This is a genomic window from Actinoplanes sp. SE50/110 (assembly GCF_900119315.1).
Lineage (GTDB): Bacteria > Actinomycetota > Actinomycetes > Mycobacteriales > Micromonosporaceae > Actinoplanes.
In genome coordinates this window covers 4,875,129-4,900,550 of record NZ_LT827010.1, presented here as the reverse complement: position 1 = coordinate 4,900,550, position 25,422 = coordinate 4,875,129, and the positions used below count along the sequence as shown (strand labels likewise).

General features: G+C 72.1%; 29 protein-coding genes and 1 pseudogene. 18 read left to right on the top strand and 12 right to left on the bottom strand.

Annotated features, from left to right (window positions below; all coding sequences use genetic code 11):
- From ACSP50_RS21895 to fliL, 4 genes are all read left to right on the top strand, one after another.
- Nucleotides 1–1,269 (top strand): SDR family NAD(P)-dependent oxidoreductase, encoded by a 1,269-nt coding sequence (locus ACSP50_RS21895; RefSeq protein WP_014691456.1) that lies wholly within the window; start codon nt 1–3, stop codon nt 1,267–1,269.
- Nucleotides 1,270–1,271: 2 nt separating this feature from the next.
- The gene (locus ACSP50_RS21890; RefSeq protein WP_043511909.1) at nt 1,272–2,393 is read left to right on the top strand and encodes a gala protein; all 1,122 of its coding nucleotides are present in this window, start codon (nt 1,272–1,274) and stop codon (nt 2,391–2,393) included.
- A 219-nt stretch (nt 2,394–2,612) separates the two neighbouring features.
- The gene (locus ACSP50_RS21885; protein ID WP_014691454.1) at nt 2,613–3,074 is read left to right on the top strand and encodes a DUF427 domain-containing protein; all 462 of its coding nucleotides are present in this window, start codon (nt 2,613–2,615) and stop codon (nt 3,072–3,074) included.
- Between the two features lie 64 nt (nt 3,075–3,138).
- Complete coding sequence (gene fliL, locus ACSP50_RS21880; RefSeq protein WP_014691453.1) at nt 3,139–3,699, top strand: flagellar basal body-associated protein FliL; 561 nt, start codon at nt 3,139–3,141, stop codon at nt 3,697–3,699.
- 16 nt (nt 3,700–3,715) lie between these two features.
- On the opposite strand, the gene ACSP50_RS21875 is transcribed toward fliL, so the two are convergent.
- Nucleotides 3,716–5,290, bottom strand: a complete 1,575-nt coding sequence (locus ACSP50_RS21875; protein WP_014691452.1) for a methyl-accepting chemotaxis protein — start codon at nt 5,288–5,290, stop codon at nt 3,716–3,718.
- Nucleotides 5,291–5,382: 92 nt separating this feature from the next.
- On the opposite strand from ACSP50_RS21875, the gene ACSP50_RS21870 reads away from it, so the two are divergent.
- Both ACSP50_RS21870 and ACSP50_RS21865 read left to right on the top strand, forming a co-directional pair.
- Nucleotides 5,383–6,231: a transporter substrate-binding domain-containing protein gene (locus tag ACSP50_RS21870; protein ID WP_014691451.1), complete on the top strand. Its 849-nt coding sequence runs from the start codon at nt 5,383–5,385 to the stop codon at nt 6,229–6,231.
- Nucleotides 6,232–6,407: 176 nt separating this feature from the next.
- Nucleotides 6,408–7,118: a hypothetical protein gene (locus tag ACSP50_RS21865; RefSeq protein ID WP_014691450.1), complete on the top strand. Its 711-nt coding sequence runs from the start codon at nt 6,408–6,410 to the stop codon at nt 7,116–7,118.
- Here the strand turns inward: ACSP50_RS21865 and ACSP50_RS21860 are convergent.
- Nucleotides 7,099–7,521 (bottom strand): VOC family protein, encoded by a 423-nt coding sequence (locus ACSP50_RS21860; protein ID WP_014691449.1) that lies wholly within the window; start codon nt 7,519–7,521, stop codon nt 7,099–7,101. The two genes, ACSP50_RS21865 and ACSP50_RS21860, sit on opposite strands and share 20 nt — an antisense overlap.
- Before the next feature lie 4 nt (nt 7,522–7,525).
- The gene (locus ACSP50_RS21855; RefSeq protein WP_014691448.1) at nt 7,526–8,089 is read right to left on the bottom strand and encodes a dihydrofolate reductase family protein; all 564 of its coding nucleotides are present in this window, start codon (nt 8,087–8,089) and stop codon (nt 7,526–7,528) included.
- 145 nt (nt 8,090–8,234) lie between these two features.
- Here ACSP50_RS21855 and ACSP50_RS21850 point away from each other — a divergent pair, with 145 nt between their 5' ends.
- Complete coding sequence (locus ACSP50_RS21850; RefSeq protein WP_014691447.1) at nt 8,235–8,417, top strand: hypothetical protein; 183 nt, start codon at nt 8,235–8,237, stop codon at nt 8,415–8,417.
- Nucleotide 8,418: 1 nt separating this feature from the next.
- Here ACSP50_RS21850 and ACSP50_RS21845 read toward each other — a convergent pair whose 3' ends face one another.
- Nucleotides 8,419–10,167, bottom strand: a complete 1,749-nt coding sequence (locus ACSP50_RS21845) for a discoidin domain-containing protein (RefSeq protein WP_014691446.1) — start codon at nt 10,165–10,167, stop codon at nt 8,419–8,421.
- A 167-nt stretch (nt 10,168–10,334) separates the two neighbouring features.
- On the opposite strand from ACSP50_RS21845, the gene ACSP50_RS21840 reads away from it, so the two are divergent.
- A complete protein-coding gene (locus ACSP50_RS21840; RefSeq protein ID WP_231956685.1) occupies nt 10,335–11,084 on the top strand; it encodes a L,D-transpeptidase family protein in 750 nt (249 codons plus the stop codon).
- Nucleotides 11,085–11,239: 155 nt separating this feature from the next.
- On the opposite strand, the gene ACSP50_RS21830 is transcribed toward ACSP50_RS21840, so the two are convergent.
- Nucleotides 11,240–11,776, bottom strand: a complete 537-nt coding sequence (locus tag ACSP50_RS21830) for a GNAT family N-acetyltransferase (RefSeq protein ID WP_014691444.1) — start codon at nt 11,774–11,776, stop codon at nt 11,240–11,242.
- 69 nt (nt 11,777–11,845) lie between these two features.
- Between ACSP50_RS21830 and ACSP50_RS21825 the strand changes: the two genes are divergently transcribed.
- Together ACSP50_RS21825 and ACSP50_RS21820 are read left to right on the top strand one after the other, a co-directional pair.
- Nucleotides 11,846–12,568 (top strand): GNAT family N-acetyltransferase, encoded by a 723-nt coding sequence (locus ACSP50_RS21825; RefSeq protein ID WP_014691443.1) that lies wholly within the window; start codon nt 11,846–11,848, stop codon nt 12,566–12,568.
- A gap of 341 nt (nt 12,569–12,909) precedes the next feature.
- Nucleotides 12,910–13,164, top strand: a complete 255-nt coding sequence (locus ACSP50_RS21820; protein WP_043511903.1) for a YcxB family protein — start codon at nt 12,910–12,912, stop codon at nt 13,162–13,164.
- Nucleotides 13,165–13,326: 162 nt separating this feature from the next.
- Here the strand turns inward: ACSP50_RS21820 and ACSP50_RS21815 are convergent, their stop codons facing one another.
- The 5 genes from ACSP50_RS21815 to ACSP50_RS21795 all read right to left on the bottom strand — a co-directional run bounded on the left by ACSP50_RS21815 (nt 13,327) and on the right by ACSP50_RS21795 (nt 16,887).
- Complete coding sequence (locus ACSP50_RS21815) at nt 13,327–13,716, bottom strand: VOC family protein (RefSeq protein WP_014691440.1); 390 nt, start codon at nt 13,714–13,716, stop codon at nt 13,327–13,329.
- Between the two features lie 290 nt (nt 13,717–14,006).
- On the bottom strand, nt 14,007–15,125 hold the full coding sequence (locus ACSP50_RS21810; RefSeq protein ID WP_014691439.1) for an IS630 family transposase: 1,119 nt from the start codon (nt 15,123–15,125) through the stop codon (nt 14,007–14,009).
- Between the two features lie 119 nt (nt 15,126–15,244).
- The gene (locus ACSP50_RS21805; RefSeq protein WP_014691438.1) at nt 15,245–15,784 is read right to left on the bottom strand and encodes a hypothetical protein; all 540 of its coding nucleotides are present in this window, start codon (nt 15,782–15,784) and stop codon (nt 15,245–15,247) included.
- A 66-nt stretch (nt 15,785–15,850) separates the two neighbouring features.
- Nucleotides 15,851–16,339, bottom strand: coding sequence for a hypothetical protein (locus ACSP50_RS21800; RefSeq protein ID WP_014691437.1), 489 nt, complete (start codon nt 16,337–16,339; stop codon nt 15,851–15,853).
- Complete coding sequence (locus ACSP50_RS21795; RefSeq protein WP_080128232.1) at nt 16,336–16,887, bottom strand: RNA polymerase sigma factor; 552 nt, start codon at nt 16,885–16,887, stop codon at nt 16,336–16,338. Before ACSP50_RS21795 ends, ACSP50_RS21800 begins: the two co-directional genes overlap by 4 nt.
- A 106-nt stretch (nt 16,888–16,993) precedes the next feature.
- On the opposite strand from ACSP50_RS21795, the gene ACSP50_RS21790 reads away from it, so the two are divergent.
- The 8 genes from ACSP50_RS21790 (at nt 16,994) to ACSP50_RS21755 (ending at nt 22,655) form a co-directional block, all read left to right on the top strand.
- Nucleotides 16,994–17,437: a hypothetical protein gene (locus ACSP50_RS21790; RefSeq protein ID WP_014691435.1), complete on the top strand. Its 444-nt coding sequence runs from the start codon at nt 16,994–16,996 to the stop codon at nt 17,435–17,437.
- A gap of 46 nt (nt 17,438–17,483) precedes the next feature.
- Entirely contained in the window at nt 17,484–18,515 is a 1,032-nt protein-coding gene (locus ACSP50_RS21785; RefSeq protein WP_014691434.1) for an alpha/beta fold hydrolase, read from the top strand.
- Nucleotides 18,516–18,685: 170 nt separating this feature from the next.
- Nucleotides 18,686–19,099, top strand: a complete 414-nt coding sequence (locus ACSP50_RS21780; protein WP_014691433.1) for a hypothetical protein — start codon at nt 18,686–18,688, stop codon at nt 19,097–19,099.
- 170 nt (nt 19,100–19,269) lie between these two features.
- A complete protein-coding gene (gene yidD, locus ACSP50_RS21775) occupies nt 19,270–19,677 on the top strand; it encodes a membrane protein insertion efficiency factor YidD (RefSeq protein ID WP_014691432.1) in 408 nt (135 codons plus the stop codon).
- Nucleotides 19,678–19,888: 211 nt separating this feature from the next.
- The gene (locus tag ACSP50_RS21770) at nt 19,889–20,092 is read left to right on the top strand and encodes a cold-shock protein (protein ID WP_014691431.1); all 204 of its coding nucleotides are present in this window, start codon (nt 19,889–19,891) and stop codon (nt 20,090–20,092) included.
- Nucleotides 20,093–20,307: 215 nt separating this feature from the next.
- The gene (locus ACSP50_RS21765; protein WP_043515040.1) at nt 20,308–20,589 is read left to right on the top strand and encodes a hypothetical protein; all 282 of its coding nucleotides are present in this window, start codon (nt 20,308–20,310) and stop codon (nt 20,587–20,589) included.
- Nucleotides 20,590–20,658: 69 nt separating this feature from the next.
- The gene (locus ACSP50_RS21760) at nt 20,659–21,384 is read left to right on the top strand and encodes an alpha/beta fold hydrolase (protein WP_014691429.1); all 726 of its coding nucleotides are present in this window, start codon (nt 20,659–20,661) and stop codon (nt 21,382–21,384) included.
- A 32-nt stretch (nt 21,385–21,416) separates the two neighbouring features.
- The gene (locus tag ACSP50_RS21755) at nt 21,417–22,655 is read left to right on the top strand and encodes a hypothetical protein (RefSeq protein WP_197688073.1); all 1,239 of its coding nucleotides are present in this window, start codon (nt 21,417–21,419) and stop codon (nt 22,653–22,655) included.
- Between the two features lie 16 nt (nt 22,656–22,671).
- Here the strand turns inward: ACSP50_RS21755 and ACSP50_RS21750 are convergent.
- Nucleotides 22,672–23,394 (bottom strand): annotated as a pseudogene (locus tag ACSP50_RS21750) (class I SAM-dependent methyltransferase); the annotation flags it as partial.
- Between the two features lie 29 nt (nt 23,395–23,423).
- Nucleotides 23,424–25,388: an AarF/ABC1/UbiB kinase family protein gene (locus ACSP50_RS21745; protein WP_014691426.1), complete on the bottom strand. Its 1,965-nt coding sequence runs from the start codon at nt 25,386–25,388 to the stop codon at nt 23,424–23,426.
- Nucleotides 25,389–25,422: the final 34 nt, after the last annotated feature.

The window sequence follows — 25,422 nt, the reverse complement described above, 5'->3', positions numbered from 1 at the left end:
GTGGACCGCGCGGACCTCGACGCCGCCGTGGCTGCCCTGGCCCGGCTCGACGACCCGGAGCTGGACCCGGCGTCCCGGCTGGAGCTGGAGCGTGCGGTGACCACCGCGGCGCGCCGGATCAAGCAGCGGGCGAAGGCCCGGCGGTCCGCGCAGTCCCGGGACGCCGACCGGACCCTGCTGGCCGGGGCGAGCCGGTTCCGGACCGAGATCCCGTCCCCGGAGCCCGTCGCACCCGCCGCACCGGCCGAGACGCTGGGCGTGCTGCGCCGGGTGCGGCTCTGCTACGTCTGCAAGGGCGACTACCGCGAGGTCGACGCCGACTACCACCAGATGTGCCCGGTCTGCGCGGCGGAGAACCGGGACTGGCGGCACGCCCGCACCGACCTGACCGGACGGACCGCGATCATCACCGGCGGCCGGGTGAAGATCGGCTTCCACACCGCGCTGAAGCTGCTGCGCGACGGCGCCACCGTGGTGGCCACCACCCGGTTCCCCGACGACGCGGCCCAGCGGTTCGCCGCCCTGTCCGACTTCGACCAGTGGGGTGACCGGCTGCACCTGCACGGCCTGGACCTGCTCGACCTCGACGCGCTGCAGGAGTTCGTACGCTTCGCCGGGCGGCGTTTCGACCACCTCGACATCCTGGTCAACAACGCCGCGCAGACCGTGTACCGGCCGCCCGCCTACTACCGTTCGCTCGGCACCGCGCCCGAACTCCAGGCTCTCGACCAGCGGTTCTTCCCGGCCGGGCGGGTCGACGAGACCGGTTTCCAGCTCGACCTGCGCCCGGTCAACTCGTGGGTCCTGCGCGACGGCGAGGTCAGCCCGCACGAGTGGCTGTCCGCGCACGTGGTCAACGCGTTCGCGCCGTTCCTGCTCACCTCCCGGCTGCGCCCGCTGCTGGCCGCCGGGCCGCCGCGGGACCGGCACGTGGTGCAGGTGTCCGCCATGGAGGGCAGCTTCTCGCGGACCGGCAAGACGGTCCGGCATCCGCACACCAACATGGCCAAGGCGTCACTGAACATGCTGGTCCGGACGTCGGCGCCGGACTACGCCCGGGAGCGGATCCTGATGAACGCGGTGGACACCGGCTGGGTCACCGACGAGCGGCCGCACCCGCACAAGCAGGAGCAGCGGGCCATCGGTTTCCGGCCACCGCTGGACGTCATCGACGGCGCGGCACGGGTCTACCATCCGGTCGTGGCGGCCGGCCGCGGTGCGCCGATCAGCGGGAAGTTCCTCAAGGACTATCGGAGCGTGCCCTGGTGACCATGCCGATCCGCTGCCCGGCGATCCAGAACCCGGACGACGGCCTCGCCCCACCCGCCGACTTCGACCCGTTGGTCAGCTGGCTCGCCGAGGGCCCGGCCGGCCCGGCTGTCTTCCCGCGCGGGGCGGTCCGGCAGGACGGTCGCCTCGACCTGTGCAAGCAGGGCGTCGGCCCGGTCGAGGTGGGCCGGATCGCCGCCGCGGCCGCCGGCTCCCCGCACGTACGGCACCTGCTGCTCGGCACCAACGCGCTGGGCACCGAGGGCGTCGAGGCGGTCGCCGGCGCGCTGCGGCCCGGGCACGGCATCGAAACCCTCTACCTGGGCTGCAACCGGATCGGCCCGGACGGTGCCGCGGTGCTCGCCGAGCGGCTGGCCGCCGACGACACGGTCCGCGCCCTCTGGCTCAAACGCAATCCGGTCGGTGACGAGGGCGTCGCGCGGCTCGCGGCGGCGCTCGCCGGCAACCCGATCCTGCGTACGCTCGATCTGGTCAACACCGGGCTCACCGTGACCGGCCTGACCGTGCTGACCGACGCCCTGGTCGCCGGCGGCGCCCGTCTGCAGCGGCTGTTCCTCGGCGGCAACGGACTCGGCCCGGACGCCGTCGGCGTGCTGGCCCGGCTGATCCACGAGGCCGGCGTGCACGAGCTGTACCTGGCCGCCAACCATCTGGGCGACCGGGGCGCCGCCGCGCTCGGCGAGGCTGCTCACGGCGTACCGGCAATCCTGGGTCTCGGCGGCAACGGGATCACCGCGACCGGCGCCGCGGCCCTGGCCCGCGACTGCGCCGCCTGGCAGATTCTGGACCTGAGCCGGCCACCGTCCGAGCGCGCCCTCGGCGCCACCGCCAACGACCTCGGCGACGAGGGCGCCGCCGCCTTCGCGGCCGCGCTGCCCACCGCCCGGCTGCGCCGCCTCGACCTGCGCCGGACCGGGATCGGCGGCCGCGGCGCCCGGCTGCTGGTCGACGCGATCGCCGACGGGCATCCCACCCTGGAATACCTCGGCATCAACGGCGGCGTTCCCCGCAAACAGCGGCGCCGCGCCGCCGGCCTGCTCGCCGACCGTCCCTCGACCACCCCGCACCCGGACATCCGCGCGATCGCCAGCATCTACCGCTGACACCCGCGCCGTACCTGCAGTGCTGGCTGACGGTCTCCGCCTCCGGCGTCCTTGACCGGGTGGACGACCTGGCGTCGCAGTTGCGGGGGCACGGCTTCGCCGACGGCGTTCGGGTGGCGGCCCTGCTGTGCCTGCTCGTCGGCGTCGGGGTGATCCGCAACGACGTGCGCCGCTCGGTCGCCTTCGCCGCCACCCGCGATTGGCGGGCAGGCTGGGGGGATGGAATCGGTGTGGGATTATCCGCGGCCACCGCGGGTGGAGCGGACGGCCGCGCGGGTGACGATCGTTCACCAGGGGCGGGTGATCGTGGACAGCGACCGCTGCTGGCGGGTGCTGGAGACCTCGCACCCGCCGGTCTACTACGTGCCGCGCGGCGAGATCGCCGCCGGGGTGCTGGAGCCGGGGGAGGGCCGGTCGTTCTGCGAGTTCAAGGGGATCGCGGCCTACTGGGACCTGGTCGGGGACGGCATCCGGGTGCCGCGGGCCGGCTGGTCGTACGAGGATCCTTCGCCGGGGTACGCGGTGATCGCCGGCGCGGTGGCCTTCTACCCCAGCCGGGTGGGCGAGTGCCGGGTGGACGGGGAACTCGTCCGCGCGCAGGAGGGCGACTTCTACGGCGGCTGGATCACCGCGGACATCACCGGCCCGTTCAAGGGTGGCCCGGGCACCACCGGCTGGTGACGGCGCCCGTCTGACCTTTCCGGGACGGATAAGATCCGGGCCGGTCGCGCCGAACGAGGGCAGCGTGACGACGGATGACGACAGCAAGGGCTTCGTGCCACCGCAGCCGATCGAGTTCGCCGGTGCCGTGCCGTGGACGCCGCCGGCCGGGTTCGCCGGGCCGGTCCCGGCCCGCGCGGGCGCCGGCCGGGGCCGCTCGGCGGTGTTCGCCGGGGCCGGGCTCCTCGCCGGCCTGATCGCGGGCGTGGGTCTCGCGGTGGGGCCGCTGCACGATCCGCTCGCGTCGCTGTCGTCGAAGGCGTCCAGCGAGTCGCCGCGACCGACGGCCGCGCCGTCGGGCCGGGGGCCGGTGGTGCCGCTGGGCGACGCGCTGACCCTGAACCTCGCCGACGGGCACTACCTGAAACTGGGCATCGCCCTGCAACTGGCGGCCGGGCAGCCGGACAGTCTGGACGTCAACAAGGCTCTCGAACTGGCGGTCGACAACTACACCGGCCAGGATCTCGGCGAACTCAGCACCGCGCAGGGCCGGGCGCGGCTCAAGCAGCAGCTGCTGGAGAAGACGCAGGCGGCCTACCCGGGTGTCGTGTCGGACCTCTACTTCGTCCAGTTCGTCACCCAGTAGGGCGCGGCCCGCCGCGTCACAGCTGGAAGCGGTCGGAGACCAGGCGCAACTGGTGGGACAGCTGGGCGAGCTCGACGGCGGCCGCCTCGGTCTGGTTGGCGGCCTCGTGGGTCAGGACCGTGGTGTCGGTGACCCGGCCGATCGAGGCGGACACCGCGGCCGCCGAGCGTTCCGCGACCTCGACGTTGCCGGCGATCAGGTCGGTGGCGCTGGTCTGCGCCTCGACCGCGGTGGAGATCGACTGCTGCAGCTCGTCGATGCGGGAGATCACCTGGCCGATCCGGCCGATCGCGTCGAAGGCCTGCCCGGTGTCGGTCTGCATGGCGGTCACCCGGGACGAGATGTCGCCGGTGGCCGTAGCCGTCTCCCGGGACAGGTCCTTGACCTCGCCGGCCACCACGGCGAAACCCTTGCCCTGCTCGCCGGCCCGGGCCGCCTCGATGGTGGCGTTGAGGGCCAGCAGGTTGGTCTGCTCGGCGATCGAGGTGATGATGCTGATCACCGCGGAGACCTCGTCGCTGGAACTGCGCAGCCGCTCGATCATCCGGTTGGCGTCCGAGGCCAGGCCGACGGCGTCGCGGGCGACCGTGTCCGCCTCGGCGACCGCGGTCGTGATCGCCTGGATCGAGCTGCCCAGACCGCGGGCGGCCCGGGTGGATTCGTGCACGCTCGACGTCACCTGCTCCAGGTCCTGCTTGGCGACCGCGGCCTCGGACGACGCGGTGCCGGCGCCCTCGGCCAGGTGCCGGCTGGTCGCGGTCAGCTGCTCGGAGGCCGCGGCGACGGAGCTCGCGTTCCCGCTGATCTCCGACACGGCGGTCCGCAAGGCGCTGACGATCTCGTTGAGGCTGGTGCCGAGCTGGGCCAGCTCGTCGCTGCCACCGAGGCGCGCCTCGACGGTCAGGTCGTAGGCGGCGATCGACCGGGCGGCCGACAGGCAGCTGTTGACCCGCTGGGCGATCCGGCGGGCGAGCAGCATCGCCGCACCGCCGAGCAGCAACGCGGCGACCAGGCCCACCACCACGGTCAGGGTCTTGGACCGCTTGGCGGCCGCGGCGGCATCGTCGTACGCCGCCTTCATCCGCTCGTTGATCGCGGCCTGCAGCGCGCCGATCGCCTGGGCCGCCTTGACGTCGACCGCGTCGTAGGCGGGCCGCGCCGCGAGCGCCGCCGTCCGCTTCGGGTCGGACGCCACCCGGCTGGCCAGCGTGACGATCCGCTGCCCGGACGCGATCAGCTGATTGAGCACCGGCAGGACCGCGTCGGCCTGGGGCCGCACCTGCGGCATGTCGCGGATCACCTCGTCGACGCCCTGCCGGACCTGGCGCACGTTCCTGCCCAGCCGGTCCAGGACCTCCTGGCGTTCCTTGGCGTCGTTGGTGACCAGCGCGGCCAGGACGCTGCCGCGGAACAGCGACCGTGCGATGTCGGCCGACTGCGCCGCCTGCAGCGCGGCGGCCGCGTTGCGGGTCACCGCCTGCTGCTCGTCGAGCGCGGACGTGCCGAGGTATCCGATGGCGCCGGCGACCGCGACCAGCAGGAAGCCGGCGACGGCGAGAGCGGCGATCTGGCGCCGGATGGTGAGCGTCACGTGGTACCCCCCGACCGCCGACGATAGGAGAATCTAGCTGGATTCGTCGCGAATCCGCTCAGTTCGGTCGCCGACCGGCCGAATTGCGGGGCATGGGACGACTGGCCCGTCTTCTCCTTCCCGCCCTGCTGGTGGCGACCGGCGCGACCGGTTGCGGCTCCGCGACCGGCGCCCTGGGGCAGCCCGTCGACCGGCTGGCCGAGGCCCGCGCCGCACTGCCGCCCGGCATGGCCGACGGCGGGGTGCTGGTCGCCGGCACCGACCCGACGTTCGAGCCGATGACGTTCAAGCAGGGCAGCACCTACACCGGTCTGGACGTGCAGCTGGTCGAGGCGATCGCGGCCCGGCTGCGGATGCGCGTCGACTGGCGGACGGTGAGCTTCGGCGACCTGCTCGACCAGGTGCAGCAGCACAAGATCGACCTGTCCGTGTCGTCGATGTTCGACCGGGCCGAACGGCAGAAGAAGGCCGACTTCGTCGACTATCTCAACGCCGGCACGTCGATCGTGGTCGCCAAGGGCACCGGTGACGTCGGCGGCATGCCCGGCCTGTGTGGGCGGCGGGTCGCCGTGCAGCCGGACACCGTCTACGTCGACATGGCGGCCGCGCAGGCCGCCCGGTGCGGCGGCCGGAAACTGGTCTCGGTACGCAGCGACAACCCGTCGGCCGCGGTCGCCCAGAAGGCCGCCGACGCTGCCCTCAACGACTTCCCGATCGCCGCCCTCGACGTACAGAAGAACCCGGGCCTGGAGCTTTCCGGACCGCAGATCGAGGCCATCCCGTACGGCATCGGCATCGCCAAGGATCGTCCGGCGCTGACCACCGCGGTGCAGACCGCGTTGTACTCGCTGGTCGACGACGGCACCTACGACGCCCTGCTGACCAAGTGGAAGGTGACCGAGGGCGCCCTGCGCACCGGTGCCGTCGACGGCGGCGCGTGATCCGTCCGGCTCAGCTTGCCGGTCGGGCGCCTTCTCCCGCGGACATCCGTCATGGTGGACCAGACGGTCGGCACGCGTAGCCGATCGCGCGGCAAACGTGAAAGGCCGTTCCTCCCGCCTTGCCGATCGGAGTTACTGTATATCCGCTCAGGCGGATGGCAGAGGAATGGAGCACTGTGCCCATCGATCCGTCCAAGGCTCCCGCATCAACTTCGCCGTTGTGGATAATCGCGCTCTTCATCGTGCTCAGCGAGGTGATGGCGGGCGTTGCCTCCATCGCCACCGACGGAGCAACCCGAATAATATTCGCGGTGTTTGCGGTGGGATTTCCGCTGATTGTCTTCGCCGTGTTCTCCTACCTGCTGGTGGGTCACACCGCGAAGCTTTACGCTCCAAGTCAGTACAGTGTTGACATCGACCCGGAGCGCTTCGCTGTCGGTGTGAATGCCGGCGGCTTCACGCAGCCTCAGGTGACGCTCATCGCCGAAGCGGTGGCCCAAGCCATCGAGCAGTCCGAACCGGCTTCCCATGGCGACGCGAACGTGGCGTCACGAGCTGTCGAGGTGTTCCGCCAGACGATCTTCCAGTCATCTGTCGCGGTCGATCTTGACGGCATCGGCGATGGAGGTTCGGACGGTCTCGTGATTCCCGTCGACCGCGGCACGGGAGTCGATGACTTTCTTGATCAGGTCTGGTTCGCGATGCGGGGAAGGTTCAGGGCGTTCACGTATGGCAAGGACTGGGTTCTAGTGGACGACGAGAACCGGAAGGAGTTCCGTGAAGCTGGGACTGCCTGGGCCCAGAAGCATGGTGAAACCCGCGATCGGCGTCCGCTTTCGGAAATCGGAATCTCTCCTGGATCGAACCTCAGGGTTGTGGCGTTGTAGTCCCGTTGGACCAGGAACGAGTGGACAGGGTGAGGCGGTAGCCGTCCGGGTCGACGACGGTGACACCCCAGCGGTCCCAGTACCCGCCCTGCGCGACCCGGCGGCCGCCGGCCCGCTCCAGCCGGGCGATCAGGGCCTCGTCGACCGGCCCGGCCAGGTAGAGGACGAGCAGGTCCGCCGCGGTGGGCGACGGCTCGACGGTCAGGTTCGGGCCGCCGACCAGCTCCAGGTGCCAGGTCGCGCCGGGCCAGCCGAGCATGATCAGGTCGTGCTCGCCGGGTTGCAGGTCGCCGGTCGTGCGCCAGATGACGGTCAGCCCGAGACCGTCGACGTAGAAGCGTTCCGCCGCGGCCAGATCGCGACTCGGACGCGCTATCCGGACGGCCACCGTGGGTTCGATCATGCTCTCATCGCCTCGTCTCGTACCGGGTCAGGAGCACGCCGCCGGGGAAGGCGCGGGTCTCCACCAGGTTCAGGTTCACCCAGCTGTCCAGGGCGGTGAAGAACGGCGTGCCGCCGCCCACCAGGACCGGCGCGGTGACCAGCACGTATTCGTCGATCAGCCCGGCCCGCACGGCCGCCGCGGCCAGGGTGGCGCCGCCGATGTCCATCGGGCCGCCGTCGCCGGCCCGGAGCCGGGTGATCTCGGCGACCGCGTCCCCGGTGACCAGACGCGCGTTGCCGTCGACCGCGCCGATCGTCGAGGAGAACACCACCTTCGGCATGGCCCGCCAGCGGCCGGCGTACTCGATCTGCGCCGGGGTGGCATCAGGCCGCCGGTCGGCGGTCGGCCAGTGCGCGTTCATCGTCTCCCACAGCCGGCGCCCGTACAGTGCCAGCCCGGTCGCGGCCACCCGGTCGGACCACCACTGGAACAGCTCGTCACTCGGCGCGCCCCAGCCGAGGTCGCCGCCGGGCGCGGCGATGTAGCCGTCCAGGCTCACGTTCATCCCGTAGGTCAGTTTCCCCATCGTGCCAGTCTCCCGCAGGGGGCGGCTCCCGTGGGATCGCTGCCCGGTGGGTATGTACACGCATACCCAACGTGTGTACGCGCGTACATATGGGCGCCTCGCTCGGCTTCCCGGTCGGGATGGCGCGGGCGGCGACGATCCGCGGATGGCCGCCGCCCGGGACAGGGTGATCGCGTCGATCGGTTACCGCGCGTTCCTCGGCGGGCCGCCGGCGATCGGTTTCCTCGGCCACCATGTCGGCGTGCTGAGGGCACTCATCGTGGTGGCCGCCCTGCCGGCCCTCGCGGTACCGATCGCCGGCAGTGTGCGGCCGGCGCACCGCGACTGATTCACCATCCGACCGCGACCAGCAGATACTGCGGGTCGCCGTGCGACACGAACGAACTCTGGCCGGCCACGTCGTCATAGGGGAACCCGTAGGCCAGTCTCCCCAGCGCGTGGTCGTGCCAGAATTTCGCGTAGTAGTTGGCCGGCGCCGCCCGGTAGAAGTTCGACGGCGTCTCCCACTGCGCCTGCGGCAGGTCGATCGTGTGCCGGTTCAGCGCCGCGCACTGCTGCGGCTGCCCGGCGAGCACCCCGGCGCACCCGAAGATGTCCGACGTGATCGCGGTGATCCCGTTCTGCGCCGCGTAGCCGGACAGATAGTTCTGGTACTGCCCGCCCTGCCGGAACGCCGCGTCGCTGCCCGGCGCCAGGATCCGGTACGGCGCGGTCGCCGTCGCCAGGTGCTTGAACTCGGCCGGCACCTCGTCGGAGAACTTCTGGAAGGTCACCGCCCGGTCCTCGGTGAAGGTCTGGTAATCCTCACCGACCTGCACGTCGTTGCCGTCGTGCGAATGCAGCCGCATCGCGATCTTCAACCCGAAGGCGTCGACCCGCGTGGTGTTGCCGTTGAACTGGTCCGGTCCCACGGTGAATTCGATGAAGTCGTAGTACTGGCTGTTCGGCGAGCCGAGGTAGAAATACATCCGCCCGGCGGTGTTGGCCGGCATGTCGAAATAGGGCTGCTCGGCGATCGAGTGCGCGACCCCGTTGTAACTCCAGTACACCTGGCTGTCCGGATATCTGCCGTTGGTGCGGTTCAAGATCTTGACCTGCAGGACGTTTCCAGCCGCCGGAATGCCGCTCGTGTCACCCCAGAAGGAGTCCGGCATGGTGGTGCCGCCCGGCGGCGTGCCGGTGCCACCCGTCGTGGTGTGCACGACGAAGGACCACAGCGAGTAGCCGTAAACGGTCGCCCGGACGGTCCCGTTCATCCGCACGTACCGCCCGGTGCCGCTGACCGTCAGCGACTGGTTGCCGCCGGCGCCGGTCGTCGTGCTGTAGGCGGTCGTCCAGGTGCTGCCGTCCGCGGAGATCAGGATCTGGAAGGACCTGGCGTACGCCGCCTCCCAGCTCAGCTCCACCCCGCAGACCGTGGCGGCCGCGCCGAGGTCCACCTGGATCCACTGCGGGTCGCTGAACGCGCTGGACCAGCGGGTACTCGCGTTCCCGTCGACCGCCTTGGCCGCCGCGGTGTCGGCGTTCTCCGCGGAGGACGCGGTCGCCGTGGCGCCACGCGCCGAGTCGTTCGCCGAGCATCCGGACGCCGTGAACGTTCCGTGGACCTGGAACTCCCACAGCGAGTAGCCGTACGCGGTGGCCCGCACGGTCCCGTTCATCCGCACGTAACGAGCGGTCCCGCCGACTGCCAGGCTCTGCGTACCGCCCGTCCCGGTGGTGGTGCTGTAGGCGGTCGTCCAGGTGGTGCCGTCGGTGGATATCAGGATCTGGAAGGACCTGGCGTACGCGGCCTCCCAGTTCAGGGTGACCGAGCTGAGGGTGGCGGCCGCGCCGAGGTCGACCTGGATCCACTGAGGGTCGCTGAACGCGCTGGACCAGCGGGTGCTCGCGTTCCCGTCGACCGCCTTGGCCGCCGCGGTGTCGGCGTTCTCGGCGGACGACGCGGTGGCCGGCCGGCCTTGGGAGAGCAGCTGGTCGGCAGCCTGCGCGGGGCCGGCGAAGACCGCCGCGAACGCCGCGACCAGCACGGTGATCAGGGCGCCGATCAGTAGGCGCCGTCGGGGGACAGGGCTCATCGAACCTCCAGGGGAGCGGGCCGGCGGGACTGTGAGAGCGCTCTCTAAGGAGTTTCATCGGTTAACGCCTATGTAACAAGGTGTTCACGGTTCCGGAACCGGTTTCGTGGTGGCCCGTGTCCGGCCGGCCGCTTGCTCCGGCGGTGGTGATCGACAAGACTGCAGCTGTGCGACGGCGAGCGGTACTCACCACCCTGGCGGCGGCGGCCGGACTCCCGGTCCGCCCCCAGCCGCAACCCGTCGGCCTGCAGTTGCGCTACAAACACCTGGGCGACGCGGCACAGGCGATCATCGTGAGCGGCGAGAGCTGGACGTCGACGTATGCCACGTTGCGCAGCTTCCAGCGCGACAGCGACGGCCGGTGGCAGGTGGCGTACCCGGCGATGCCGGCCCGCACCGGCTACGGCGGGTGGGCCTGGGCGGCCAAGCGGGTCCAGGACCGGGGGCTCACCCCGGCCGGGACGTTCACCCTCACCGAGGGCTTCGGGGTGCAGGCGAACCCGGGCAGCCGGCTGCCGTACCGCAAAGTCGACGGCGACGACTACTGGGCCGGCGACAAACTCGACCCGGCGACCTACAACATCTTCCAGCCGTCCGCACCCACCACCCGCACCTGGCGGATCACCGAATCGGAACGCCTCGCCGACTACCCGACGCAGTACGCCTACGCCGCGGTGATCGACTTCAACCGCCCGGCCGGCGTGCACTGGGACGCCTCCCATGGGCAGAACGTCACCGCCACCCCGTCCCACGTCGGCGCCGGCTCCGCCGTCTTCCTGCACTGCAGCGGCGCCGGCAACACCGCCGGCTGCGTCTCGGTCGGCAAGGACGACATGGTCACCCTGCTGAAGTGGCTCGACCCGGCCCGCCACCCCCGCATCGTGATGGCCCCGGCGGCCGACCTGCACAGCGCCTGACATCAGCGGAACGGGGCGACGAACCGCCGCTGCCACGGCATCTCGACGGCCCCGGGAGAGTGGTGGGCCCGGGCGTAGCCGACCGCCCGGTCACCAGGCACGCCGTCCAGGACCGCCAGGCGGGACCATCGAGGCCCGCACCGACAGCCCACGGCTCACCACGGCACATCCCTGACGAGCCGGGCGAACCAGGTGTCGCCGTACGCCGGACGGGTGCGCCGGTCGAAGCGGTAGCCGAGCCGATCGTAGAACCGCCGGGCACCGGCGTTGGCCTCCCACACCTCGGCGTGGGCCGTCCGCAGGCCGCGACGCCGCCAGCTGTCGGCACACACCCGGTGCAGCGCCTGCCCGACACCGCGCCCCTGATGGTCCGGCCGCACCTGGATCTGCCACAACTCGCCGATCCGCGTCACGTCGGCGGCCGGGTCGTGCGGCGGGCCGATCAGCGCCATGCCGACCACCTCGCCGTCGTGCTCCGCGACCAGCAGCTCCCGGCCCGGGTCGCCGAGGATCGCCGGCACATAGGCGCCGCGCACCACCACCGCCCGTGCCGCCAGCTGCGCAGCGCTCTGCACGTCCCGCAGGACCCCGTTGCGCGCGGCGACATGCACCCCGGCCACCGCATCGAGATCCCCCACCCGCGCCGGCCGGACCACCGTCTGCGTCCCGATGCGCTCCCCGCCGACTCCCATGATCCAAGCTTATCGAGGCAAGACATCGACACAGTCAAACTATTGGTGGTACGCGTTAAGGTGCCCCGTGTGATCACCGACGGGGTGCATGTCCACGTGTCCAACGCGGCGGCGATGTGGCGGGTGCTGGTGCCCGGCGCGCGTGAGCTCGGCGATCATCTGCGGGCCGACCGGGCCCCGGCGACCCGGTTGCTGGTCACCCGCCCGCTACCGGCCGCGGCCGTCGCCGCACTGTTGGCGACCGTGCCGGACGGGCGTCCGGTGACGGTCGAGGACACGTTCGGCGCGGAACCGGCTGAGGCCGCCGGGGCCACGGTGCGCCGCATGCCGGTGATGAACCGGCCGGCCGGCCCGCCGGATCCGCGCAACGCGCCCGATGTGCGGGTGACCCCGGTGACCGCCGCCGACGAACTCGCCGTGGCCGAGCGGATCATGGTGGAGAGTTTCCCGATGTCCGAGTTCCTGCCGCTGGTGCGCGGCGCGGCGCTGCCCGAGCGCCTGCTCACCGCGCCCGGCTGGCAGGTCTGGCTGGCGTATCTCGGCGATCGCCCGGCCGCCGCCGCGTACACCTTCGACGACGGCGTCGCGGCCGGCGTCTACTGGCTGGCCACGCTGCCCGGGTTCCGGTCGCGCGGGCTGGCCCGGGCCCTGCTCGCCACCGCGATCGCGGCCTACCCGACGCGCGTCTTCACGCTGGTGGCGACAGCGGCCGGGATACCTCTCTACGAGTCCCTCGGCTTCCGGACGGTGGGTACGACCATCTGGTACCGGAGCCCGGGCGCCGCGCGCTGACCGGCGGGTTCGCCGCCCTGCCGGCAGGACGACCAACGGTGGACGCGGCGAACCCGCCGCCCGGCATCCTCCGAGGGCGTGCGCCACCGCGTCGCGCTCGTCGTTTCGTAGTCTCTATCGGTGCACATCGAATTCACCCATGCGCGGTCGTCGAAGTACTTCCGCCGCAGGTTCGCCGCCGCCGGGTCGAAGGCCGCCAAGCCGTTCGTGATCCCGGCGGTGATTCTCGGCGTGCTGGGCTGGCTCGTCTTCTGCGTTGCCGGGTCGGTGCGTAACGAGCTCGCGGTGGGTGCGGTGTTGGTCACCATGGCCGTCGCGCTCGCCGGCGTCGGGTTCTGGCGGTGGAAGCGTCAGGTGACGGTACCGGCCGCCTGGCGCGGACCTGGGTGCTTACCCGGAAGGAATTCAAGTCCCGCACCGCGGAGACATCGACCGAGCTTCCGTGGTCGGCGTTCACCTGGCTCTGGCAGGACGACGACGCCTACCTGCTGCGTACCGGCGACGGCAAGACCTGGGACATTCCGCGAGAGCCGCTGACCGCGGAACAGGATGCCGTGCTGGCCGGTTTCCTGGACGGGCTCCGTCGGGCCTCTTGATGCCGACGGATCGTGGTGAAGTCCATGGGGTCAGACCGCGGGCGTAGGCACCGACATCCGGATCCGCTGCCGACGAGCTCGGCCGTTGGAGTCGGTCACGATCCGGTCGAAGTGGCGGGCCGGGGCACTCCCTGGCCTGCCACTCCTTCACCGGCCGTAGCGTCAGTTCACGGTTGTGCCGTAGGGCTGAGTGATGATCTCCATGCCGTGCCCTGCCGGATCTTTGAAGTACAGGCCGCGTCCACCGTGGTGGTGGTTGATCTCTCCAGGCTGCTTCAGGTGCGGATCCGCGTAGTATGTGACGCCGGCCTCCCGGATTCGCATGAAGGCCGCGTCGAACTCCTCATCGGAAACCAGAAACGCATAGTGCTGCGTGGCGATCGGCCCCGCCGGGATGGCGGCGAAGTCGAGTGTGACCCCGTTGCCGGTGGTTACCGGAATGAACGGGCCCCACTCGGCTCCGACCTCAAGTCCCAGGATGCGTGCCAGGAACTCGGCCGACTCCCGGCTGTCCCGGGCGTGGACGATGGTGTGATTCAACTCAACTGGCATGTGTGGATGCCTCCGCAAGGCAATCTCACGGGCACCTCCATGCCTCACCCGGCCGGTGACCGACACGCGATGCCGTGCCCACGATCCTAAAGAACCACTCGCACCACGTCGAGGCCCGCTCACCAGCAGGCACCGATAGCCACTCATCACCACCGGCACGTCCAGCGAGAGTAAGAACTGACGACGGTTGAATAGGTGCTCTGAACAGCATTGAGGACCGGAATGTGAGGGTCGGGGAGGGCGATCGGTGTCTAGTGCGTTGACCACGAACGTTCACCGGGTCCGATCCGTCAGGCGGCCTTGGCTCGGGGTCGGCCCCAGCGTTGTTGGCGTTCGCTGCGGACTCGGGCTCGTTCGCGGCGTTGCGCGGCCAGGACGTCGGGGTGGCGGGCGTTGGCGTTGCGCCAGCGCAGGTATTGCTGCAGTTTGCGGGCCAGGACGGTGTGGTTCGGGTGGTTCGAGTTCGCCATGGTGAACATGCGCAGCGGCCCGAACTGCGCCTCGATCGGGTTGGCCCAGGACGCGCTGGTCGGCGTCAGGCACAGCTCGACCTTGTTACGAGCGGCCCAGGCCCGGATGGTCGGCGTTTTGTTCGCCGACAGGTTGTCCATGATTACGTAGATCGGCGCGCCGTCCGGCCGCGCTTTCCGGATGGACTTCAGCGCGGACAGGGTGTGGTCTGCGCCTTTGCGTCGCCGGTTCACGCCCCAGAGGTGGTCGTCGCCGAGGCTGTAGCAGCCGTGGAAGTAGCGGATGCCGTGCGTGCGATGGTAGGTCGCCGGCAGCCGGTCCGGATGCGATCGCGGGGCCCAGCCGCGGCCGTGGTTGGGGCGGATCGACAACGGCCCGAACTGGTCGAACGCAAAGCTGCGGGTCGGGAATCGGGTGGTGACTTCCTCGATCCGGTCGAGTTTGGCGTCGAAGTCCGGGTCCTTCGACTGCTTCCAGGTCCGGGTCCGCTGCCAGCTGACCTGGTTACGGCGCAGGATCTGTCGCAGCCGTTCCCGGCCGATGATGACTTCAGGAGCGGCGTCGGTGGCCAGAAAATCGGCGAGTTTGCGCAGGCTCCAGCAGGTGAAAGGCCGCCCGAGCGTGCTCGGGCGGGCCGTGGCCGTCGCGACGATGAACGCTTCATCGTCGTCACTGATCGGGTGGGGACGGCCTCCCGCCCACTGAGGGTCCAGCGCACGTAAGCCGATCTCGTTGAACGAGTGGATCACGTCGCGGACGGTGTCCTCATGCCCGGCGATCAAGTTCGCGATCGCTGCGACGGGTGTCCCGGACGCGGACGCCATGATGATCAACGCCCGGCGCACCCGGACCGAATCGTGCTTGCCTCTGCGGACTAGTTGTTGCAGCTTGCGGCCTTCTTCTTGCGTCAACCGCCGTGCCCTGACCGGCTCGACCAACCCGCTACCTCACTCTCCACGACGAATGTCACCGCCGTTGAGAGTGAGGTGTTCCCAGCAGTTACCGGTGGAAGTGATCCGGCGTGTCATCGACCCGGCGAACGTTCGTGGTCAACGCACTAGGCCGATCCGGCAGGTGTCGAACGCCGGGGGATCCACGGCAGCGCCTGCGCGGCCTCCGGATCGACGAAGGCGAGGACGGACTCGTCGAGGCGGTGCCAGGAGAGGTCACCGTCGCCGTTCTCGTACGCCTCACCCGCGATGAGGAGCAGGTTCCGCTCGCCGATCCGCAGGACCACCTCGGCCAGGACATCGGCGTCCAGGTGGACGGTGACCTCGTCGACCGGGCCGACCGGCAGCTCGGGCAGGCTCCGCGCGCGGAAGATGCCGTTCCTAGAGGAGGCGCCGTCCTCGGGGGAGGTCAGGAGCAGCCCGAACACATCGTCGTCCTGGTAGGTGCCGACCGTCAGGGCGGGACCGTCGAGCACCTGGGCGCTCAGGGTCAGCAGCTGCAGGCAGGGCGCGTCGGGGCCGGCGAACTCGGGTCCGGCACCGCCACCTTCACGAACGGCCATCTCCACGCCGTACCACCCGGTGACGGTCCGGCCCGGTACGGCGCGGAACTCGGCGATCCTGGCCTGTAGCCATGCGGGCGTCACGAGGTCAGTGTGCCCATACCGCCGCCACTGTGAGTACGGGGTGGATACGCGGCGGGGGTGGACTGGTCAGCGTTTCGGGGTGGAGGCGACGGTGGAGAGGGACCCGGACCCGGTCGGGGTCGGTTGAGCAGTGGCGGAGGCGGCCGACGGGGTGGGCGTGGTGCCGGCCGGCGCGGTGACACCCGGGCCGGTGACGGCGAGGGCGGTGGGGGACGCGGGGCGGGCCGACGATGACGGGACCCGGCCCGCCGAGGACGCCGTGGGGGCCGGCGGCGACGCCGAGGTGGGCAGGGCCGACGGTGTGGGGGAGACCGCCGGGGAGGGCGGGGCGGCCGGCGGGTTCGCCGGGCCGTTGGGTCGCAGCAGGGCGAACGCGGTGATCGACACGGCGGCCGCGGCGGCGCCGGCGGTGAGCGGCAGCCACCAGCGGGCCACCGTGCTTTGGCGGGCGGCCTCGGACGGTGACTCGGCGGGACGCAGGTCCCGGGCGGTGACGGCGGCGGCCCGGGCGGCGAGCGCGTCCCGCAGGCGCCGTTCCAGATCGGTGTCGGTCATTTCTCCCCCAGCTCGGCGCGGAGCAGCGTCAGGGCGCGGTGCGCGGTCGACTTGACGGTTCCGGTGGTGACCCGCAGCGTGGCGGCGATCTCCCGCTCGGACAGCCCGGACCAGTAGCGCAGGACGATGACCTGCCGTTGGCGGGCGGTGAGCCGGTGCAACGCCCCGATCACCGCGCGGTCACCGGCGCCGAGCAGGGCCTCGTCTTCGGCGGCCGGCGCCGGCTCGGGGCGCGGCGGCAGGTAGGCGCGGGCGATCCGGCGCCGGCGCAGCGCCGACCGGGCCGCGTTCATCACCGCTGACACCAGGTAGGCATGGGGGTCGGTGAGGGCGTCCAGGCCCCCGCCGTGCCGGCGGTGCAGCCGGGTGAAGACGTCCTGGACGATGTCCTCGGCGGTGGGCAGGTCGTCGACCATGAGCACGGCCAGCCGGACCAGGGGCAGGCGGCGCTCCCGGTACAACTCGCCGATCTCGGTCGCCGTGGTCGCCGCCGTCCGCACGGCGCCCGGGGGACCGGATCGCCACCAGCGCAGCAACGACGTCGGCATCGGCAACACGAAGATCAAAAGAGGCCTCTCGGGGTGACGGGGCGGCCGGTCGCGTGCCGGCCGCGGGGGCGGCCGGCACGCGACGCCTCAGGACGCGGGCGAGGCGGTGGGCGCGGGCGTCGTCGCCGGGCGGGAGGCGGACGCGGTCGGCCTGGGTGTCGTGGCCGGCCGGGAGGCCGACGGCGTGGGCGCGGCCGTCGGCCTCCCGGCCGAGGCGGTGGGGGCCGGGCGCGACGAGGCCGTCGTGGCCGGCGAGGCGCTCGGGGTGGCGATCACGGTCGCGCTCGGGGTGGTGGCCGGGCTCGCGGTGGCGGACGCGGACGTGGCCGGGGAGGCGATCACGGTAGGGGAGGTCGCCGGGGCGGGTTTCCTGTCGCCGGCGAAGGCGGCTGCTGCGGACACTCCGCCGATCGCGGCGACGGCCACGGCTCCGGCGGTGACCACGAGGGCCCGGGTGGATCTGCGCATCTCAAGCTCCAGCACTGTCGGTCGGTGCACTGTCGCCTGGGAGGACGCCTCAGCGCAAAAAAGGTTGGCGATCATGATGTGACCCGCGACACAGTGCCGGGGCGGCCGGTGGGCGCGGAGCCGGGATAATGAGCGCTGTGGAGAGCTTGCGCTTCGCCCGTGCCGAGGACGGTGTGACCGTCGGATACCAGGTGTTCGGGCGGGGGCCGGCGCTGGTCTGGATGCCGTCGCTGAGCAACATCGTGGCGCAGTGGCGGATTCCGGTGATGCGGGCCGCCTATCGGGGGCTGGCCGAGCGGGTGACCCTGGTGCTCTACGACGGGCGGGGGACCGGCAGCTCGGACCGCCGGATCGACCTCACCGACCTGGGGGTCGACGCGCACCTGCGGGACCTGCGGGCGGTCCTCGACCACGCCGGGATCGCCCGGGCGTCGCTGCTCGGCTACTACCACTCGGTGACCACCGCGCTGGCGTTCGCGGCCCGCGAACCCGGCCGGGTCGAGCGCCTGGTGCTGTTCGGCGGGTCGCCGCGGCTGCGCGAGGCGATGCTGCCGGCCCAGACCCGGGCGCTGCTGTCGTTGATCGAGCAGGACTGGGACCTGTTCGCCGACGCGGCGGCGGCTGCCTGGCTGGGCTGGGATGCGGCGCCGTCGAACCGGTGGACGGCGGAGGCGTTCCGCGGGGCGACGACCGCGCCGGTGGCCAAGGCGTGGTTCGAGGCGGCCGGCGAGATCGACGTCAGCGACGAGGTGGCCCGGGTCCGGGCGCCGGCGCTGGTGCTGCACCGGCAGGGCGAGCAGCAGATCCCGGTCGAGGTGTTCCGCCGGCTCGCGGCCGACCTGCCGGACGCGCGGCTGGTCGAGCTGCCCGGGTCGACGCCGACGCTGTTCATGGAGGATCCGGGGGCGGATCTGCGGCTGGTCACCGATTTCGTGGTCGGCGGGCGGGCCGGCGCCTTCCGGGCCTCGCCGGGGCTGACCGCGCGCGAGGGGGAGGTGCTGGCCCTGCTGGCGGCCGGCGAGTCCAACAGCGCGATCGCCGGGCAGCTCGGAATCGCGGTGCACACTGTGGAACGCCACCTGGGCAGCATCTATCGCAAGATCGGGGCGCGCGGCCGGGCCGACGCGGTGCGCCTGGCGGTCTCCCGCCATCCGCGCTGACCGGCCGCCGCCAAGTGCCGCGGCCGTTGGACGGCGTACGGCGTACGGCAGTGGGTGATGACCGGGACCGAGGCGGCGACCCGATGCCGGCGCGTCTGGCGGTTTTCCGTCATCCGCACTGACGGAACGCCGGGAAGCGCCGGGCCCGTCCGCGGCGGCACGATCGGGGTATGACAACCGTGGCTCCCAGCAGCACCTCCTGGCGTTTCGCCCGGGCCACCGCGCCCGCCGTCCGGGTCCTCGCCGGCCGCCGGCTGATCCCGCTCTGGGCGGTGGTGCACCACCGCGGGCGGGTCAGCGGGCGCGCGCTGACCGTGCCGATCGCGCTCACCGTGGCACCCGACGTGTTCGTGATCAACCTGCCCTGGGGTGCCACCACCAACTGGGTCCGCAACGTCCTGGCCGCGGGCGGGTGCGTGATCCGTTGGAAGGGGGCCGACCATCCGGTGCGTGATCCGCAGGTGATCGGCGAGGTGCAGGCGCGGCCGTACTACGGGCGGGTGGCGTGGGCGATCGCCCGGCGCCTGTTCCCGGCGGACGAGTGGCTGGTGGTCTCCCGGCATACCGCAAATCCCGCCCGATAGAGTGATCGGGTGGGCGAAGGGCGGGCCGCGCCGATGGCGACGCGGCGGCCCGGGGGATGGTGTCGCGGTCGGCTGGTGGAACGCGAAGAGCGGCCCCCCGAACCTCACACCCCACTGTGGACCGTTCCCGGGCCGCGATTCAGCCCGCGCGAACCGGGTATCCGGCGGGCATGCCATGGATCAGACGCCGCCGCTACGACTACTACGACCCGTACTACGACCGGCGTTACCGCAACCCGCAGGGCTCCTGCCTGCGCGATGCCTGCCTGCTGGAGACCGGCTGCTGCATCGCCGAAGGCCTCGACGGCAACTGCCTGATGCTGACCCTGCCGCTGCTGCCCCGGCTGCTGACGGCCACCACCACCGGCGGGGGTGGCCTGCTCGGCGGGATCCGCTTCTACCAGCGGGAGATCAGCGCCCACCGGCCGGCGGTCTGCCGGTTCACCCCGAGCTGCTCCGAGTATGCCGCGCAGGCCATCGAGCGTCGCGGTGCACTGCGCGGCGCCCTGCTCGCCGCCCGGCGCCTGCTGCGCTGCCGGCCCGGCGGCGCCCGCGGCAGCGACCCGGTGCCGGCATAGCCCTGGTGCCGCGGCGCCGAGTGATCTGTTCCACAGCGGAGCCCGCAGGAATTGCCGACAAATGACCTGCTATGTTGGTGAAGTTGCAGTTTTGATTTCCGTAGACGTTGGTCAGCGCCTGATGGGTTATCGGAAACCCATCCAGGCGCTTTTCGTTTTTCGGCGTCCGGGCTGCACCGCGCGACCTGTCACCACCTGCTAAGGAGCAGACATGACCACCGGCACCGTGAAGTGGTTCAACGCCGACAAGGGCTTCGGCTTCATCAGCCCGGACGACGGCGGCGCCGACGTCTTCGCCCACTATTCCGCCATCTCGGCCGGCGGCTACCGCAGCCTCGACGAGAACCAGAAGGTGGAGTTCGAGATCACCCAGGGTCAGAAGGGCCCGCAGGCGCAGAACATCCGCCCGCTCTGATCCACGCCTGCCGACGACGGCCCGACCCATGCGGCGGGCCGTCGTCCGGCATTCCGGGCGCCCGCGCGTCACCGCCATGGGTACCACGGCTTCGTCGCCACTTGACTCCAGCCGCCGGTCCGACTTTCATCGGTTACCGACCGCTACCCGCCTCGCCGCCGCGCCGGCACCCGACCATGCGCGTGCGCCCGACCGAAGAACTGAAGGACAACACCATGACCACGAACTATTCAGGCCCCGCGAAGCTGACCCTGGTCGACGGCGCGTGCATCTCCGGCATGGTCTCCCTCAGCACCAACCAGCGCGGCGGAATCACCGGCTGGGGCGGCACGTTCCGACCCGACCAGATCACGACCGAACTGCGCAACGCGGGCGACGGGTTGCAGCTGGAACTGCCCTACGACCGGGTGGGGACGGTCGCCGTCACCGGCATGCGCAAGCTGCTCGCCACGCAGCTGCTGATGTCGTTGACCGGTCAGGGCCCCGCACCGTTCTGACGGAGCACCGCACCGCAGCGCCCGCCTGCGGACCCGCCGCCACCGGGGCGCCGGCGTAGGATCGGCGGCGTGCTTTCGGTGCAGGTCAGTGGCCGCGATGACGGCCCGGTGCTGCTCCTGCTGGCCGGGCAGGCCAACTCGCACCTCTGGTGGACCGGGCTGCGCGAGGGCTTCGAGGACCGCCACCGGGTGGTCACCTTCGACTGGCGGGGCACCGGCGACAGCCGCGGCCCGGTCGGCGACTGGACCACCCGGTCGTTCGCCGACGATGCGGCGTCCGTGCTGCGGTCGTTGCCCGGCCCGGCCGACGTCTACGGCACGTCGATGGGCGGGCGGGTCGCGCAGCACCTCGCGGCCGGGTATCCGGGCCTGGTGCGCCGGCTGGTGCTGGCCTGCACCTCGCCCGGCGGGCCGCAGGCGCACGAGCGCACCCCTGAGGTCCGGCGCCGGCTGCTGGAGGCCCGCGCCGGCACCCTGCGCGAGCTGTTCTACACCGACGGCTGGGACGGGCACAGCCATCTGTTCGGCGACCCCACGATGAGCGCCGAGGAGAGCCGCGCCCACCTGCGGGCCAGCAACCGGCACGACGCCTGGGACGCGCTGCCCCGCGTCCGGGCGCCCACCCTGATCCTGCACGGCACCGACGACCGGATGGTGCCGTCGGCGAACGCGCCGCTGCTGGCCGCCCGCATCCCGGGCGCCGTGCTGCACCTGCACGAGGGTGGCCGGCACGGCTTCTTCGACGAATTCGCCGGCGAGATCACGCCGATCATCGATGACTTTCTGGGCGACTGAGCGTTCGCCGGGGGCGCGTAGCATCGCGAAGCGTGAACGGGGACAGCGGCGGCACATGGACATCGCCGGACGGCTCGTACATGGAGCGACTGCTCTGTCACCGCCGGCTGCCCCTGATCGCCGGCGTGAACGGGAGCCGCCCGGCGGTGCACGTGTGGGAGCACGGATCGGGCGGGCTCCGGCAGCTCGGCGTCGTCGACGCCGGCGGTGAACCCTATCCGGCCGAAGCCTGGAAACGACAGGCACTCGTCCCCGAGCCGGCCTGGCATCCGTCCGCGGCGCGGCTGGTCGTGACCGGCCCGGCCGGCCCGCACCTCTGGACGCCGGAGGGCACCGCTCCGCTGCCCGCGTCCCGGCCCGGCCACGCCTACCGCTTCGTCGCCTTCAGCCCGGACGGGCGCACGCTGTGGGCGTCGCCGTCCGCACTGTTCGATCCGGAGTCGGCCGGGGAACGGTCGGACGCCATCGACCTGGCCACCGGCGAGCTGCGGCCGGGGCCGAGGTGGGACACCGCCGTCGTCGAGCATCCCGGCGGCGGACTGCTGGCCACCATGGTGAGCGACCAGGGCGCGACCCACATTCTGTTCGCCCGGCCCGGCGCGGACCCGCCCGCGGGCCTGACGCTGTTGCGTGATGCGATCATCCTCGATGTCGACGGCTACGAGACGCCGGTGTTCTCCGACGACGGGCGGTTTCTGGCGGTCCGGGGCAACGCCTACGTTCAGTCTCTCGACGTCTTCACGTTCCCGGCCATGCGCAGGGTCCTCAGCACCACCCTCGGCGAGCCGTATCCGGGTTATCCGTATCCGCCCGAGTGGCTGGCCGAGCAGCAGCGCTGGTCCGCGCACAACATCGCCTTCGCCCCCGGGACCGGCACCCTGCTGGTCGGCACGGCGCGGGGCGGCATCCTCGGCATCGATCTCGACACCGAGCAGGTCGCCGAAGAGGAGCACAGCTCCGCGCCGATCAGCGCGCTGGCGATCACCTCGACCGGCCGCCTGGTGGTCGCGGACCGCGCCGGGCAGGTCACCGTGACACAGCACCGGGGCCGCCGGACCGGAGACAGCCGGCCGGCGAGGGCGGTCGCCGCCCGGTTCCGCGCGGCGACCGTCGAGCTGCCCGAGGGCGCCGACCTGGCGGAACACCTGATCCGCCACGACGGCGAGCGGGTATGGGTGCCCGGCGACCTCGGTGACGTGACCGCGGCCGCGGAGACCGACCCGACCTGGCTCCGCCTCCAGGCCGCCATCAACACGGCTCAGCGCCGCTGACCACCGCAGGCGCGGGTCAGGCCACCAGAAGGCGGAGGCCGAGGTCGGCGGAGTCGAGGGCGAGCAGGTCGCGGTTGCGGGCCGCCCACCCACCGGAGGCCAGGTCGGCGCGCAGCGCGGTGACGGCGCGCCGCTCCGCCCGCGGGCCCACCCGGGTCCAGACCGAGACCGCGCGGCGGACCCGGTCGTCGAGATAGGCCTCGGGACGCCGCCAGTAGGCCTCGAACAGGCCGTCGGTGCAGTCCCACGGGATCGGGACCGGCTCGGCGCGGGCGCCGAGGGCGCCGGTCAGCTCGGCCAGGGACGGCCAGGCGGTCAGCAGACCGTCGAATTCCGGCAGGTAGTCACGGTTCAGCCAGAAGTGTTGCGAGCAGGCGGCGTCGTACGTCAGGACGACCACGCGGCGCGCCACCCGCTGGAGTTCCCGCAGGCCGGCCACCGGGTCGGGCCAGTGGTGCACGGTGCTGACCGCCATCGCGGCGTCGAACGACCGGTCGGCGAAGGGCAGCCGGTCGGCGGTGGCGGCCACGCACGGGGCCGAGCCCGGCGGCCGCAGGGAGCGCATCACCGCGGCCGGTTCCACCGCGGTGACCGCGAGGTCGGGCGGTTCGTAGGAGCCGGTGCCGGCGCCCACGTTGAGCACGGTCCGGGCATCACCGAGAGCCGTCCGGATCCGCGCGGCGATCCGCGGGTCGGTGCTCCGGGTGGTCGGATAGTCGGCGCCGATCATGTCGTACAGAAGCAAGGTTCTTCTCCTTGTGGAAGGGATCAGTCGCGGCGCAGGACGACGACCAGCACGCGCAGGACGAGGACCACCGCGACGATCAGCAACAGGTACCCGAGCACCGGGAACAGGCCGATGCCGGTGGTGACCCGCGGCCCGCCGGTGGTGCCGAGCAGCAGGGTGGCCATCACCCCGGCCGCGGCGCCGATGACCGTGAGCAACGTCTGGTGGACCAGGCCGGTGACCACCTGGCGGTCCCGGTCGTCGGAGAACAGGCGGATGTTGAGCCGCAGCCGGCCGTTCTCGATCGCGTCGCCGATCCGGTCGAGGCGGCGCGGGACGCCGCGCAGCATCGGCAGCAGCGCGATCAGCTCCTCCTCGACGGTGCGGGACAGGTTTGCCGGGGCGAAGGTCGCCGCCAGCCGGCGCCCGGCCGAGGCGCGCGCCTGCGCGATCAGGTCGAAACCGGGCCGGAGCAGGCCCAGCGTGCCCTCCAGGGTGGCGAACGCGCGGAAGACCGCGGCCACCGCCGCCGGGATGCCCAGGCCGTACGCGGTCAGCGTGCGCACCAGGGCGGACACCGCGGCCACCCCGGCACTGCTGCCCGGCGCCGCGTAGCGGACCAGCAGCACGCCCAGCGCCCGCTGCAGATCCCGCTCGTCGACCTCCTCGGTGTGGTCGGCCAGGTCGAGCAGCGCGTCGCTGGCCGCCACCGCGTCACCGCGGCCGACCGCGCCGAGCAGCCGGCCGACCGCGGCGCGGGTGATCGCGTCGAGCCGGCCGACCGAGCCGAGATCCAGCATGCCGAGGGCGCCGTCGTGGTCGACGAGCAGGTTGCCGGGGTGCAGGTCGGCGTGGAAGACGCCGTGCACCAGCACCTGGTCGAGCAGGCTGTCGAGCAGCGCCGCGGCGACCGTCTCGCGCCGGTCGGCGCCCAGCCGGTCGAGCACGGGTGCGGCCGACCCGAGCGGCGTACCCGGCAGCCGGCGCATCACCAGGACCTTTTCCGAGCTTATTGCGGCGTACGGGGTGGGCACCCGCACGCCGCGCTCCGGCGCGGTGGCCAGCGCCGCGGCCATCGTCTGCAGATTGTCGCGTTCGACGGTGAAGTCCAGCTCCTCGCGCAGCGCCTCGGCGAAGCCCAGCGCCAGCCCGCGCACCCCGAGCGAGCGGCCCCAGCTCGTGCGGGCCTCCAGCGTGGCCGCGAGCCGCCGCAGGATGTCCAGATCCCGGTCGACGATCGTGGCGATGCCGGGACGCTGCACCTTCACCACGACCGGGGTGCCGTCCGGCAGGGTGGCCGCGTGCACCTGCGCGACCGAGGCGGCCGCGAGCGGCTCCCGGTCGATGGTCGCGAACACCTCGCCGGCCGAACGTCCCAGCTCCGCGCTGAGGACCGCCTCGATCCGCTCCCACGGCACCGGAGCGGCCCGGTCCTGCAGCGCGGTCAGCTCCTCGACGAACTCGGCGGGCAGCAGGTCACGCCGGGTGGACAGCAGTTGGCCCACCTTGACGAAGGTGACCCCGCCCTCGTCCAGCGCGGCGCGCAACGACCGGGCCAGCCGGCGGCGGGCGGCGGCCGAGGTGGGCCCGGTCTGCCGGCGGCCGCGCAGGAACCGGCCCAGACCGTGGCGCAGCGCGATCCGGACGATCGCCGCATAGCGCCGGGTGCGCACGATCCGCCGGCGGGTGCCGCGCCACAGCTCCACCGGACCGGGCAGGGTGCCGGTCGGCAGCAGCACCTCGGCGATCACCAGGGCGGCCATCGCGATCAGCACCGCGACGCTGGCCGCGGCCAGCATCAGCAGGACGCCTTGACCGGTCGTGACGTGCCGGGGGTCGGGCGGCGCCAGGGCCGCCAGCAGCGGCGAGGTCACCCCGGTGGCCAGCACCGCGGCCAGCAGCGTGCGACCCAGGCCGACCCGGACACCGAGCAGCCGGCGGATGATCGCCGCGAAGGCCAGCACGGTGAGGATCAGGAACGGGACGAACAGCAGCACCGAGAGCACGCACCGACCATAGGGGAGACCGGTGTCGATGCGC

Bases quoted from the DNA above. Each gene is read 5' to 3' on its own strand.
- ACSP50_RS21890 (WP_043511909.1), top strand. From the start codon at position 1,272: ATGCCGATCCGCTGCCCGGCGATCCAGAACCCGGACGACGGCCTCGCC.
- ACSP50_RS21885 (WP_014691454.1), top strand. From the start codon at position 2,613: ATGGAATCGGTGTGGGATTATCCGCGGCCACCGCGGGTGGAGCGGACG.
- ACSP50_RS21870 (WP_014691451.1), top strand. From the start codon at position 5,383: ATGGGACGACTGGCCCGTCTTCTCCTTCCCGCCCTGCTGGTGGCGACC.
- ACSP50_RS21860 (WP_014691449.1), bottom strand. From the start codon at position 7,521: ATGATCGAACCCACGGTGGCCGTCCGGATAGCGCGTCCGAGTCGCGAT.
- ACSP50_RS21855 (WP_014691448.1), bottom strand. From the start codon at position 8,089: ATGGGGAAACTGACCTACGGGATGAACGTGAGCCTGGACGGCTACATC.
- ACSP50_RS21850 (WP_014691447.1), top strand. From the start codon at position 8,235: ATGGCCGCCGCCCGGGACAGGGTGATCGCGTCGATCGGTTACCGCGCG.
- ACSP50_RS21845 (WP_014691446.1), bottom strand. From the start codon at position 10,167: ATGAGCCCTGTCCCCCGACGGCGCCTACTGATCGGCGCCCTGATCACC.
- ACSP50_RS21830 (WP_014691444.1), bottom strand. From the start codon at position 11,776: ATGGGAGTCGGCGGGGAGCGCATCGGGACGCAGACGGTGGTCCGGCCG.
- ACSP50_RS21815 (WP_014691440.1), bottom strand. From the start codon at position 13,716: ATGCCAGTTGAGTTGAATCACACCATCGTCCACGCCCGGGACAGCCGG.
- ACSP50_RS21800 (WP_014691437.1), bottom strand. From the start codon at position 16,339: ATGACCGACACCGATCTGGAACGGCGCCTGCGGGACGCGCTCGCCGCC.
- ACSP50_RS21795 (WP_080128232.1), bottom strand. From the start codon at position 16,887: ATGCCGACGTCGTTGCTGCGCTGGTGGCGATCCGGTCCCCCGGGCGCC.
- ACSP50_RS21785 (WP_014691434.1), top strand. From the start codon at position 17,484: ATGAGCGCTGTGGAGAGCTTGCGCTTCGCCCGTGCCGAGGACGGTGTG.
- ACSP50_RS21780 (WP_014691433.1), top strand. From the start codon at position 18,686: ATGACAACCGTGGCTCCCAGCAGCACCTCCTGGCGTTTCGCCCGGGCC.
- yidD (WP_014691432.1), top strand. From the start codon at position 19,270: ATGCCATGGATCAGACGCCGCCGCTACGACTACTACGACCCGTACTAC.
- ACSP50_RS21770 (WP_014691431.1), top strand. From the start codon at position 19,889: ATGACCACCGGCACCGTGAAGTGGTTCAACGCCGACAAGGGCTTCGGC.
- ACSP50_RS21765 (WP_043515040.1), top strand. From the start codon at position 20,308: ATGACCACGAACTATTCAGGCCCCGCGAAGCTGACCCTGGTCGACGGC.